Genomic DNA, 13,446 nt, shown 5'->3' on the forward strand with positions numbered 1-13,446 from the left:
CGAGTGCGTCAAGAAACAGCGATTACCTTACCTTTAAGAGCCTTATTTGAGTTTGCCACTCCTGCAGGTCTCGCTCTGCAATTAGTTGATGGTGGTATCAAGGGATATACCCCGCTGGTGCCTTTAAGAAAATCTGGCAATCATGCGCCTCTATTTTGCATTCATGGTGGTGGTGGTATTGGAACTGTTTACTCAAATCTCAGCAACGCTTTAGGAGATGATTACCCTGTATATGGAATTCAAGCTAGAGGTCTAGAAGATGGCGAAGAGCTACATACATCTATCTCCGAAATGGTGGATGAATATATTGCAGCTATTAGAACAGTTCAAAAAAATGGCCCATACCATCTATTGGGATGGTCATTAGGCGGCACCCTAGCCCATGAAATGGCATGCAGACTTGAAGAAATTGGTGAGAAGGTTGCCTTGTTGGCCCTGTTGGATACCAAATCAACCTATGAAGTAAAAGATGAACTAGATGGATTGACAATGGAACAGTCAATTGCAAAGCTTGCAAAAGACTACGGCGTGGATCTTGGCGAGTCTAGCAATTCTCACTTAGAATTCATAAGGCAATTATTAGTGAAACAAGACTTGATTCCAGAAGGAACCCCTCTGGATTGGGTAGAGCGTGCATTTAAACAATTGGCAGCCACCCCTGATCTTACGCGCAAACACAAAACAAGAATCTGTAAGGCGCCAATAATTTTCTTTGAAGCGCAACAAGAGGATAGAACGAATCAAGGCCAACACTACTCATGGACAGACCACACAGTGAATACAGTTCATAAGGTCTCAATCAATTCGCTACATAATACGATGATGCAGAAATCGGCAATCGAAGTTATTGCCAATCACATTATTCGACACATTAAATTAATATAAATCGATAATTGACTATGAAATATATAACCCAGTCCCAAGTTAATGAATTCCATGCTAATGGGTTTATTAAACTACTAAATTTTTTACCAGCTACTGAGATTAATGCGCTATCTGATCAGGTGGAGTTTTTAGAACAATCAGAATACCCTGGTCACATTCTTGAAGAGCACGGGAAAGGATATAGAGCACTTCATGGATGCCATTTATATGATCGAGTTTTCGAGCAGCTCATAAAATCACCAAGATTCTTATATCCAGCAAAAGCGCTGCTAGATGATGAAGTTTATGTTCACCAGTTAAAGATTAACCTCAAAAAACCATTTCATGGTGAATTATGGCCATGGCACCAAGACTACATATATTGGCGTGAAAAAGATGGTGTACCTAACGACTCCATCATTAGCGTCATGATCTTTTTGGATGACATTACGGAGTTCAACGGACCCTTATTCGTCATTCCAAAATCTCATAAGATGGGAAGTTTAGACCCCAAAATGCCAAAGCAAGGGGGCGGTTGGGATCAAGATGTTAGCGCAGAACTAACCTATCAAGTAGATGAATCAGTGGTGGAGTCTCTAATTAAACAAAACGGTATAGTCGCCGCAACAGGTCCAAAAGGAACGGTACTTTGGTTTCATGGAAATATAGTCCACGCATCACCCTCTAATATCTCCCCGTTTCAACGACGCGTTGCCATCATTACCTATAATAGTGTTGCGAATGCGCCCTCTAAAAGCAGAGAGAATTTTCGTCCAGCTTTTCTATGTGCCAGGGATACTTCGCCATTAGTTGAAGAGATAACTGAAACTATTTAAACATCACTAGAGATGAAATGAAGGATTGGGTATGAATTTTGTTGGATTAATTGTAATTATTGGCGCTATTTATCTTGCCTACTCGATCATTAGAAATAAAAGAAACATTAATGGAGATGAGGCAAAAACAACATTGCCCATAAAGAATAGCCTCCCCAGAAAAACATATCGCATCATCCTGGAAATAGTTTTATTCATTGCAATTTTATGGCTCTACTTCAGATTAATGCATGAGACCATTTGATCCTCTGACCATACTAATAAAATAAACCCACATATGAATACTAAGATCCTGAAGCAACACGCACTGGTAACCATTACATTTGTGTTGACGGGCTGTAGCTCAGTCTCTCCAGACTTCTCGGATATGTCTCAAACATATCAAACAGTGTTAGAAAAGTACCAAAATAATAATTTGCTACTAAACATTATTCGATCTTCCAAAAATATGCCTCTTAGCTTTTTGGAAATCCCTTCTGTTGTAGGCACAGGAAATATTAATGAAACTGTTGGGCTTGGTGCATTTATGTATGGAGCTACTAGCGGGGCTTCAGGCGGCTTGCTATCTGCGGCAGCAAATAACACGGGTCAATACTATAACCCTTACGCTTCTTTGAGCTTAGGAAGATCATTTAACTTCACCCAGTCTTCATTAGAGAATGCGCAATTTCAGAAGGGATTTATCAGCAACATTTCGATTGAAACAATGACTGCATTTACAAAGGACCACATTTCAAAAGAACTCCTATATACGATGGTCATAGATCGATTTGAAGTAGCGAACCCTAAGGGGGAAAAGATTATTGCTTACAACAACCCCTCTTCGGCAACATACATTGACTTTCAAAAGCAGCTTAGAGGCTTGATCGATGGCGGCCTAACAACAGAGATGATTACCGTTAACATGCCCATCGGTCCAATTCTTAGAAACAAAGAGCTTGCCAATGCAACACTCATAAATTATGTGGCAAATAAAGATAAGTCTAAAGTGATGTTAATGCCAGTTAATACTAATGGAGTCAAAGGCTATCAGTTCCAGGAGCCGATTATGATGGCTCGCTTTTGTTTTGACACAATTCAGTACAAGAAATCTGTCATAGATAAATTCGGCGCACAAATGTTATGCGGCGCATCCAATAACCCTGCTGCATTTAATCCCAATTTTCATTCTGATTTATCAAAACCAACTGTCAAAATTCAGCTACGATCAACTAGAGATATATTTGATTTCCTTGGTCAAGTAGCCGCCAAGCAAATGCAGGAGAAACCTGAGTATATTTATGTGCGTGGCAGAAGACAATTAGCCAATGGTGACTATGAAAGCTTTGGCGAATACCCTCTTCTGATAATTGAAAAAGATAGCAAGGAAAAACCAATTGCAACGATTGCATATGATGGCAGTATGTACTCAATCCCTGATAAAGCCGATACATACAGCGCTTACGCTTTTAATTTGCTATCCCAGTTTTTCAATCTGACCAAAGTTCCTGGATCGGTACCCCCTTCCCCATCGGTACTTATCAAGTAATACATATTTTGTATGGATAGATGTTAGCTCGTTGGGAGCTACTCGCAACCCCAGATCTCGCCATTAATCGAGATGAGTGTCTTTGCTTGCTTTTTAATATTGATGCAATATCACAGTCATCCATCGAAAGATGGCTATCTAGAATTATGCCCTCCGAACAGGATGCTGCAGAGAATTTTGCCAAGCCAAATGATCGCAAACGATTCGTAGCCACAAGATTTCTTCTTCGAAAGTACTTGAAGCTTGTATTTGGCCAAGAACCCATCATCGAGGAAAACGAATACGGTAAACCCTTTTTGGTAAACCAGGATGGCCAATTCAATGTCTCGCATTCAGGGGATTTTCTGCTCATGGCATTCTCCTACATTCCTATCGGAGTTGATATCGAGAAAATTGTTAAATTTTCTGAAATGAAATACATCAAAGATAATTTATATCACCCGGGGGAAAGAGATGAGATCAATAATGTGCAAATGAATCAGAGCGATCTATGGTTTTTTATATGCTGGACCAGAAAAGAGGCGCTGCTTAAGGCAATCGGGAAGGGTCTAACAATCAAAACAGAGAGCTTTCAGGTAAGCTGTGATCCAAACAAAGCCGATTTACATCATAGTCCGGACCCCTACAACCAATGGAGAATCCTCAACACACCGCCAATAGATGAAAATTATGTAAGTAGCCTGTGCATAGGAGGTACTTTGAAAACCATTAAATTCCGATCAGTCAATATTTAATCAACGTAGTTATGTTTAATGTATAAATTATTGTAGTTATCGGCAATTCGAGTGGTGGAGTTACCAAGCTTGGAAATTGACTCAATCGCCAACACCCTCTTCAGAACCCTAGTTCTATAAGACCATCCTTTGGGGAGCTCCAATACTGATCCAAGGCTTTTGAGAGAGCCCACCTTCAGTGTCTTTAAAAACATATCCGTATAAGAGGTCATAATGTAAGCATCCCCACTGGGGTCAACCAATTCGTAGATTTCAGTACCCGGATTCCAGAGGTAGTAAACGTCCTCAACCGTGCTGTAAGGCATATAATTAGCGCCTTGAAGATATTGAGTGACAAATGCTGGATTTTTAATCAGCTCCCAGAACGAGAATTTACTAACACCAGTAGCGTAGAACTTCAAAAGACCTAAATTTTCAAACTTTTGATTGATGCTCACGCGGGATAAATCCATTGTTGGATGGTAAACACCAGAAAGATTGACCCTGTTAATCCTAATGCCCTTGGTGGCAAGTTGAGCCGTAACAGAAACCGGCGTTAATTTAAAGTAATCCGCGGGAGCACAATCGCCAAATCCTTGCGTCGAAAATGTATCCACCTGCACAAAAAATAGGTGGTTGCTAAATACATGGATTAAACAGAAAGTATTGCCATCATCCAATACCGAGAGATTGACATCCTTACTTTTTTTCTTTTGCCAAACAATTTCGGAATTAACATCCTGCTTAGAATTTTGGCTAGGGCTTGCCACTATCTGCTTAGACTGAGAGCCGAGCTCTATCTCAAAAGATGCAGCAAAAACATGGGGGCTCACCACAAACAACAAAGAAGCAACAAATTTTGCAATGATTTTCATGCTCAACTTAACACTCTCAATAATTAAAAAATATGCGTAACGGATTTACTGCAAAGGCATATTGATAGCTTACATAATACAGGAGGTGGTACGGCTAAAACGATAAATAAGCTACTATTTAGCCCCTAAAAATTACAAAATTCGACGATTATTGCTTATGTATCAAAATACTAATTTGCAATTTGCTGATGAAATACCCAACAAACATGCAATCTAAAACTTCAGCAGTAAAACAGTTATACCCATATTGCCTTCTTTGAGACGCTTGAGATAGCGCTTTAACCCTGGGCGTCTTTTAAGCAAAGCATGATAGGCCTCGCTGCCATAAGCAACATCTACGCCAAAGTAATACTCATCAACCCTGTCTGAATAGCGATTATTTTCTAGTGCGTCTTGAATGGCCCATTTAATGCGACCACCCTCTCCACTAGACCCATAGCCATGAATCAAAACAATCGCTTTGATACCAACCTCAAGAGATTTGCGTAGATATTCCGTAAGCCTCTCTAGGGCTTCATCTACATAGGGGCCGTCTTGCTTAATATTGAGCTCGATTGTATCTGAGCTCAGGATAGGCAATGCAATAGAACTGCAATGCGGACATTGATCAAACAATGCCCGCACATTCCCACAATCAGGACATTCTGCGTTGTGTGCCAATTTAGATTGGTTGAACTGAACTCCTTAAGAGCAGTACTTACCTTCCAAGCTTCTTACATCGGATGATTTGTCGTCAACCATAAGGTTGAGGGTCTTTTGCGCAAGATCCCGATTTTCGGGCGTCTTTAAGCTTGCGTTAATCAATGTTGAGACATCTTTTCGAATGGATGTATTGCCATAGCGCAATCCCTTCAACGTAGACACCGCTTCAGCAGATATCTTGCACTGCTGATTTACTAACTCAGAAGAATCCGACGGCTTTGTATTTGCATATGCAAACGCAGCAACGGAGATTGATACGGCTGCTAATAGAGTCTTTTTCATCTTAGTTCCTTATTTTGTGACCACATGTTGGACAACAACCTAGTTCTTTCGCTCTGGTCTTTTTAAGAGCGGCATACACACTGGATTCTGAAATCTCCATCTTTCTAGCTGCTTGAGCAGCGGTTAGCCCCTTCCCTACCCACTCCAAGGCTTGATGTGTTTTTGGTATTTGTCTCTTCATTTCATCTCCCAGTTGTAACACTATATCACAACTTCTGAAGTTGTGAAGTTGTGAAGTTAAGTAAAAGGGTAGTGAGATACCCTAATGCAGGCAAGAAATTGGATTGGGTTTTCTGGAGCCTTTATAAATAAAGGATGTGGACAAGAAAGTCAGGCTTTTGACTAGGAATAGTATGATTTGGGGAACTTAGGGAGCTTTATATGCATCGCATCATCTATCGAGTAGTTCTATTGTTGGCAATTGGTACCGGTCTTGTTGCCTGTAACCACAATGACAAAAAAATTAGTGGCTGGGAAATTAATGATGTTTATCACTCAACCATCATCACGCCTAATTCAGTAACTGGAGGAAAAATCTATCAGGGCCCTCCCATCAACACGATTGATGAAGCCAATACTTATGAAATGTTTAGCCTCAGAGCTGAGCAGACAAAGCAAGGTGCAAAGACCTATGAGTTGGTTGCGCAGTTAACGTATTTTTCACAATGGCGCTATTACGATTCGGCAATCCTAGAAAACACGCCTGCTACGACATTTAAAGTGGTTGGGAGAGAAGCTGGCGCCTGTGGTGAACGAGGATGCATCTTCAGAGAAGTGCTCTCAATTCAATTAACTGAAGCGTTCCTTAAAGACAAAATGAAGAAGGGTTTCATCATGACCGTTTCTTCGAAGGCTGGTATCAAGACAGAACTCTATGTACCGCCACAATATATCCAAGGCTATATGCAGGCGGTGAATGGATTTAATTAATCCCCATTGCAGCATTAGAAATAAATAAAGGGGCCGAGGCCCCTTTATCTTTAAGTACTTGGCGGAGACGAGACCAAACTAGCTACTTAATAGGCTTTAGACGGTCTTGGGGGCTCTTGTAGCCTAGCTAGTGCACTTCTCCCTGAATTTAAAGGGTAAAAATCGCAATGAATATTCACTGCGTAGCTAATTCGAAACCAAGAACTTACATTGCCTATCAACAACTCTTATGGCAAATCAACACATTTGTGTGGGGAATCATGGGGGAATTTATAAAGGATAAGCAATGAAAACTGCACTGACTGACCTATTTATAAGAAATATCACTGCTCCAGGTAGATACACGGATGGCGAGCTGAAAGGTCTAAATCTTCAGGTTAAAGCAGCCAATAAAAAATACTGGACGCTTAGATACATATTTGAAGGCAAAAGATACGATAAAAGCCTTGGAGCGTATCCAGGAACTAGCTTGAAAGAAGCGCGCAAAAAAGCAATAGAAGCACGCAGCATGCTCAACAAAGGGATGAACCCAAAACCCCACGAGCGTAGAGTAGCAGAGCCATATAAGGCAGAATCCGTGACGCCGTCCTTCAGAGAGTATGCAATAGCCTGTCACGCCCAAAAGAAGCTGGAATGGGCAAACAAAAAACATGCAGACCAATGGTTAAACACACTTAGAGACTACGCATTTGACCTAATTGGTGACTTACCGATTGACCAAATAGAGACCGAGCACATTCTTCAGATACTAGAGCCAATATGGACGAAAAAGACAGAAACGGCGTCTAGATTAAGGGCACGAATTGAATGGGTTCTAGCTTCAGCAACAACACGTAAATTACGAACTGGTCTGAATCCAGCCTTATGGCGTGGCCACCTAGAAACAATCCTTCAAAAACCTTCCAAAGTGACGCCTGTTAAGCACCATAAGGCACTTCCCTATAAAGATCTGCCGAGCTTTATTAAAAAACTTCAGGGGTCCGATTCCATATCGGCATTGGCGCTTGAGTTTTTAATTCTTAACGCAAGCAGGACAAGTGAAGTTCGTTTTGGATTAAAGAGTGAGATAGTGGCCGACCTATGGATAATCCCCGCCTCCAGAATGAAAATGAAAAAAGAGCATAGAGTCCCACTCGGAAAACGTTCAAAAGACTTGCTGGAGATAGCAAGTACGCTTGACCCCGAGAGCCCTTACCTTTTCTCAAGAAATGGCAAACCACTAAGTAATGTAGCAATGTCACACTTACTTAAAAGACTTGAAATGAACATCACTGTACATGGATTTAGGTCAACCTTTCGAGATTGGGTAGCAGAAGAAACAGATCACTCACATGAGGTTGCAGAAAAGGCCTTAGCCCACGCTATCGCAAACCAAGTTGAGGCTGCTTATAGACGAGGAGATCTTCTGGAGCGTCGCAAGCGCTTAGCGCTAGATTGGGAATCATACTGCCTTAATGACAAAGGAGCCAATGGAACGCCCTAATTTTAGTAACTGGCAACGTACACTGTAAGAACGCACTTGATTTGATGACTTTGTGCCTTTATTTTGAATGGGTCTGATCACTAAATAACCAAGAATAATTATGAGCAAAACAACACCGGCTAATAAAAAATCTGGCAAACACCTGAACAGAAAGCTTATTGCAAAAGATTTGCATGACCTAATGATTGACTTTAAGAACAAGGTGAATGAATGTGACAGTCAAATGCCCATCCCGAATCAATTAAATGCTGTACTCGTAGATCACTTTTCTGCTGTTATGGGCATTATCAGGCAACATGTTATCAATGATCAATTTTCAGACTCAAGCAAACCAGTAGGTGGTCAAAGAAATGAATTAGCCCGTGAATTTTTCAGGCAAGAGGTAGAAAACCGGCTGATAAAAAAATTAAAGCCGTTTCCATCATGGGATACATTTAGTAAAACACTTGACGCGACTAATGCAGGCCGCATAAATCAGGGCTTACCTGAAATTGAAATTAGTAGTAGAGCATTCGATAACTATATCGACGAATGGAAAAAAGGAGTGTTTGACTTTCCATAAAAATGTTTTTCGCATTCAATATTTAATGCGTGGTCTTATAGATACCAGTTGATAACAATTGATTCTTCACTACAGGAGAATCGCATGAAATCAATAAATCGTAATTCGTTGGAAGTGGTACCTCAAAGCACCACCAACTACTTAAACCCCATAGATATAAAGGGGTTGACAGAGGCAGGCAAGTCTGAACACTCATATCCACTCAATGCAACAGGCATTGAAGATGCGGCAAACAAATACTTTGCCCAAAAACATCAGTACATCAGAATTGACGAAGTATCAGCCCTCACAACATTAGCTAAATCATCGATAAATCTTTGGGTATCCCAAGGTAAGTTTTTGGCGCCGATAACGCTGTCTCCAACTGTAAAAGTTTGGAAATTACAGGACGTCATTGACTGGGTTGAATCACATAAAGAATCCAAATAAAACGAGCCAGACAGGGTTGTAGCCCACATCTAGCTCACCTTCCCTATTCAACGCAAATTAATTAAGAAAGTTACGACATGTTATCAACATTAGGAACAAGTTACAAACAACTACCGTCAATCAGTATTGAGACGTTACCGCACTGGCAGCAAAGCATTATTTCATCAATTAATAGTCTAAAACACGCAGCTGGTATTGAGTCATATAGAAATACTCGCTTTAACAAAAAGGCAATATTAAGCCTAAGACCATACATACCCTATCTCATACATGGAACATATACACCTGGTGTATTTATTATCGTTAATAGAGACTACAGACCGATAGGGATGCATTGGTCAGGCATGGTTGATTACGATCATTACCCTCATTTGCACTTGACTCCAGCTGATGTTGCTGCAATTAAGCCGCACTATTACTCATACCAAGGTTGGGCTGGGAGTGTTGATGGGAACTTTTTTATGGATGGGTCTTCTCCGTGCATTTCAAAACAGCACGCAGAAAAGCTTGTGAAGCGCCTAGAAAAAATTATTGAAACCTTAAATCCAGGGGTTGAAATCATATGAACCAAATAATCCAAGAATATGTAGAACACGGCTACGCACTTGTTTCAATACCGTATGGCGAAAAAGGGCCTAAGGGTAAAGGATGGAACACTCGTGAAAATGCAATTAGAGACATTGATGGTGCAACTCAGATCAACGGCAACGTTGGACTAGCTCATCTTTACTGCAGTCCATATGCAACCGCTGCTTTAGACATAGATGACTTCGGGCTTGCTAGCACGTATCTTGCCAATAAAGGAATCGACCTCCAGGCGCTGCTTGATGCTCCCGATGCAGTTCAAATTAACTCTGGTCGCCAAAATCGCGCAAAGCTTTTGTACAGGCTGCCATTCGATACCAGGCTGATGGAAACAAAGCAAATATCAGATCCAGTATCAAAAGATACGGTTTTAGAGTTGCGCTGCGCATCCTCCAACGGGAAGACAGTTCAAGATCTTCTGCCACCCTCCATTCACCCTGAAACTGGTATTGAATATAAATGGGCTGGTAAAGGAGATTGGCGTGACATTCCATTTATTCCAGGGGCACTATTTACTCTCTGGGAAGAATTACTCAATGGAGCCTCAACAGAATCAAAAAGCACTGCTTCATCAGTAACTACACAACAACCAGCTGCAACCCAGATACTCTCGGGGCAGAATATCCAGTATTTACGCAGCGCCCTGCTACACCTAAGAGCTGATGATAGAAAAGACTGGATTAAAGCTGGTCTTGCGCTAAAGAATCTTGGCGATGTCGGTAGAGGCCTATGGATTGAGTGGGCAATGACATCCAAAAAATATGACCCACTAGAGGCTGCTGATGCTTGGGAGTCGTTAGACCCGACAAGTATTGACTATCGCTACATCTTTGCTGAAGCGCAGCGACAAGGTTGGATTAATCCCGCTAAGCGCTTTGATATTGACTCACCTACCCTAGCGCCAGATCTAGATGGCTGGGCAGAACCTCAAAAATTACCAGGAGAGTTACTTCCAGTCCTAGAGCTCAACCCTGAATGGCTTCCTGAGGTCTTGCGTGCAGGTTGTTTAGACATTGCAGAGCGCCTAAGCTGCCCTCTTGATTACGTTGCAATCCCAGCAATTGTTGGCGCAGGTACTGCATTAGGCAATACAGTTGGCATTCTTCCTAAAGAGTTTGATGACTCATGGATTGTTCACGCTGGGTTTTGGGGTGGGATTATTGGATCACCTGGTAGCATGAAAACTCCAGCACTTAATGCATCACTAAAACCACTGCACCACCTAGAAGAGGTTGCGGCAACAAAGTACAAGCAAGACTATGCGCAATATAGACTTGATAAAGCCGCCTTTGATAAAGCGATGTCTGAATTTAAATCTGGAAAATCAACAACGTTCCCAATAGAACCGGCTAAGCCCGTTAAAAAGCGCTACATTGTGAATGACGTTACGTACCAGGCACTGGGTGAAATCTTAGCTGAAAATCCTCGGGGGATTCTAGCTCTTGCTGATGAACTATCAGGCTTGTTGCAGTCGCTAGATACGCCAGGACAGGAGGCGGCGCGCGGCTTTTACTTATCAGGCTGGGGTGGTCAGGGAAACTATACATTTGATCGCATTACGAGGGACTCTATTACCCTTACCCGCTATCAGCTCGCAGTATTTGGCGGCTTTCAGCCAGACAGAGTCAAAGCCTATGTACGCCATGCACAAAGCGGCAGCTCTAAAAATGATGGATTGTTGCAGCGGTTCCAGCTACTCGTTTGGCCAGACCTAACCGGCGACTTTGAACTCATTGATAGGCCAGCCAATAAGGATGCCCTCCTTCAGATGCACAAGGCTATTCAAACGCTGAATATACTAAGCAATACCTCAATCAAGGGTGCCACGAAAAATTCCGCAGGTGTGCAGTTATTGCATTTTGATAGCGCTGCGCAAGAGCTGTTTAATGACTGGTATCAAAACAATGAGTTGATGCTACGCACAGGCGCACTCAACCCCTCTGAGCATAGTCACTTTGCAAAGTACCGTAGTCTGGTGCCAGGATTGGCTCTATTGTTCCACCTCATCAATGGCAACCACGGGTCAGTCAGCGAAGACAGCCTGCAAACTGCATTATTGTTTGCCAGATACCTAAAGTCACATGCCAAAAGGACATATGGATCTGTAAATGGACTAGATTCCGCGCCAACCAAAACCCTAGCAGCAAGGCTACTTGAACAGAAGCTAGCAGATGGCTTTACCCAAAGAAATGTATTGCATAAGGGCTGGGCCAACCTCTCTAACAAGGATTCGGTTTCACTGGCCGTCAATGCGTTGGTTGAGCATAACTGGTTAAGCGAACACCTTACCGATAACGGTGGCAGGAAAACAACCATTTACAAAATAAATCCGCGGATTTCAACGGAATGCTTATGAGTGAATCTTTCGTAGGTTTTGTGGGTACCCCCCCTACTATGTTTTGGAAATTACTTTTTTATATTCATCAAAAACATGGTAGGGGTATGCCTACGAAACCCACGAAACTTTGCAGCATGCAGGCCCCTTTTGCATAGGTATAACGGGAAATAAAAATCTATGCCATCAAAAGACCCCCTACACCATATGTTTCGAACTGTATAAATAATAGCTATGCCGTTACAGAGCGTCCTGAATGGAGCCAAACAATGTCAAGTTTTGACAAAACGCACTCGGCTGCGCTGTAAAAACCCTGCGGCCTACGGCTGCCTGGCATGCCGCATGCACGGAGCACATAAGTCTCGAAATGTGTTACGAGGTACAAATCACCCTCGATACAGAGACGGCCAAAGAACAATTAAGTCAGAAGATGAACACAGAAAATCCTCAATCATCCTGTTGACTCTGCGAGATTTAGGCGACCATATCAAGCTTTTTAACGGTGACTATACAAGGGGACGAAAACCGAAGGGGTATGTCAAATATGATATGGATGACCCCGAACAACTAGCTTTAGCTATCTTGGCTTCCCTACGCGAAGAGGAAAGTGATTAGACGCTGACTACCCAACAGCCATTATCTTAAAAGAAATGATCGTTTGAATAAAGTAACGTGCAAAGGTATTCTGGATGGAGGTCACTTTAAAATGGGGCTCTGGGTGGGATTGGGCGACCCCTAGATAATTCATAAGGGTACCCTACCACTTATACCAAAATAAAAGTCTAATTGGACTCTTTTAGCGAATGAATATTGTCTTGGTAACTTTAAGAAGACAACTTGAAAACCCTTGAGGATATTGTCACTTTTAGCGGAATGCCCCCGCTAGCGGGCTTTTAATCTGTTGGTCGTAAGATCGAATCCCATCCACCCCACCAGTAATAGATAGGGCCACAGAAATACGACTCCGTTTCATTTGGGTGGATAGGATGTTCTGGCTTTTGTTGGTGATAATAGTCGATCGCTTGAACCTTTACAGACGGAGTTGGAAGGCACTGGGCGAGACTGATCAACTCATAAACTAGTTAAATAGGTATGGCCAAATTTAGGGATCGCAAAAGTAATTTACGCTCTACTACCACAACCTGATGGACCATTTGGAAGGAATTTGAATTAGCTAAATACTAGATAAATTATTTACCCAACATCTCCCAAGTGGCTACTACACTATCTGGATTTAATGAGATGGAAGTAATGCCCTTCTCAACCAACCAGCGCGCAAAGTCTGGGTGATCTGAAGGACCCTGACCGCAAATGCCAACGTA

General features: G+C 42.0%; 14 protein-coding genes. 10 read left to right on the top strand and 4 right to left on the bottom strand.

The features are described from left to right. The 4 genes from JaK3_RS03255 to JaK3_RS03275 form a co-directional block, all read left to right on the top strand. A partial coding sequence (locus JaK3_RS03255; RefSeq protein ID WP_150114192.1) for a thioesterase domain-containing protein occupies window positions 1-885 on the top strand: 885 nt, incomplete at its 5' end. 14 nt (window positions 886-899) lie between these two features. Next, window positions 900-1,700, top strand: coding sequence for a phytanoyl-CoA dioxygenase family protein (locus tag JaK3_RS03260; RefSeq protein ID WP_068320722.1), 801 nt, complete (start codon window positions 900-902; stop codon window positions 1,698-1,700). Window positions 1,701-1,977: 277 nt separating this feature from the next. Continuing rightward, on the top strand, window positions 1,978-3,228 hold the full coding sequence (locus JaK3_RS03270; RefSeq protein ID WP_068320724.1) for a hypothetical protein: 1,251 nt from the start codon (window positions 1,978-1,980) through the stop codon (window positions 3,226-3,228). Window positions 3,229-3,248: 20 nt separating this feature from the next. Next, a complete protein-coding gene (locus JaK3_RS03275) occupies window positions 3,249-3,962 on the top strand; it encodes a 4'-phosphopantetheinyl transferase family protein (RefSeq protein WP_068320726.1) in 714 nt (237 codons plus the stop codon). Here JaK3_RS03275 and JaK3_RS03280 read toward each other — a convergent pair. From JaK3_RS03280 to JaK3_RS03290, 3 genes are all read right to left on the bottom strand, one after another. Continuing rightward, a complete protein-coding gene (locus JaK3_RS03280) occupies window positions 3,959-4,816 on the bottom strand; it encodes a hypothetical protein (protein ID WP_068320728.1) in 858 nt (285 codons plus the stop codon). The two genes, JaK3_RS03275 and JaK3_RS03280, sit on opposite strands and share 4 nt — an antisense overlap. 213 nt (window positions 4,817-5,029) lie before the next feature. Continuing rightward, complete coding sequence (locus JaK3_RS03285) at window positions 5,030-5,440, bottom strand: Smr/MutS family protein (protein ID WP_240480871.1); 411 nt, start codon at window positions 5,438-5,440, stop codon at window positions 5,030-5,032. A gap of 60 nt (window positions 5,441-5,500) precedes the next feature. Beyond that, entirely contained in the window at window positions 5,501-5,800 is a 300-nt protein-coding gene (locus tag JaK3_RS03290) for a hypothetical protein (protein WP_068320730.1), read from the bottom strand. Between the two features lie 381 nt (window positions 5,801-6,181). On the opposite strand from JaK3_RS03290, the gene JaK3_RS03300 reads away from it, so the two are divergent. From JaK3_RS03300 to JaK3_RS03325, 6 genes are all read left to right on the top strand, one after another. Beyond that, window positions 6,182-6,730: a hypothetical protein gene (locus JaK3_RS03300; RefSeq protein ID WP_068320732.1), complete on the top strand. Its 549-nt coding sequence runs from the start codon at window positions 6,182-6,184 to the stop codon at window positions 6,728-6,730. Between the two features lie 286 nt (window positions 6,731-7,016). Continuing rightward, entirely contained in the window at window positions 7,017-8,213 is a 1,197-nt protein-coding gene (locus tag JaK3_RS03305; protein ID WP_068320734.1) for a tyrosine-type recombinase/integrase, read from the top strand. A gap of 100 nt (window positions 8,214-8,313) precedes the next feature. Beyond that, window positions 8,314-8,775, top strand: coding sequence for a hypothetical protein (locus JaK3_RS03310; RefSeq protein WP_068320736.1), 462 nt, complete (start codon window positions 8,314-8,316; stop codon window positions 8,773-8,775). Between the two features lie 84 nt (window positions 8,776-8,859). After that, window positions 8,860-9,204 carry a helix-turn-helix transcriptional regulator gene (locus tag JaK3_RS03315; protein ID WP_068320738.1) on the top strand — a complete coding sequence of 115 codons (345 nt, stop codon included), beginning with the start codon at window positions 8,860-8,862 and terminating at the stop codon, window positions 9,202-9,204. 77 nt (window positions 9,205-9,281) lie between these two features. Beyond that, window positions 9,282-9,770 carry a hypothetical protein gene (locus JaK3_RS10585; RefSeq protein ID WP_150114193.1) on the top strand — a complete coding sequence of 163 codons (489 nt, stop codon included), beginning with the start codon at window positions 9,282-9,284 and terminating at the stop codon, window positions 9,768-9,770. Then, window positions 9,767-12,145 (top strand): DUF3987 domain-containing protein, encoded by a 2,379-nt coding sequence (locus JaK3_RS03325; protein WP_068320742.1) that lies wholly within the window; start codon window positions 9,767-9,769, stop codon window positions 12,143-12,145. Before JaK3_RS10585 ends, JaK3_RS03325 begins: the two co-directional genes overlap by 4 nt. A 1,169-nt stretch (window positions 12,146-13,314) precedes the next feature. Here JaK3_RS03325 and JaK3_RS10590 read toward each other — a convergent pair. Then, the coding region (locus tag JaK3_RS10590) for a putative PEP-binding protein (RefSeq protein ID WP_150114194.1) at window positions 13,315-13,446 on the bottom strand (132 nt) is incomplete at its 5' end.

This window comes from Polynucleobacter yangtzensis, assembly GCF_001595965.1.
Lineage (GTDB): Bacteria > Pseudomonadota > Gammaproteobacteria > Burkholderiales > Burkholderiaceae > Polynucleobacter > Polynucleobacter yangtzensis.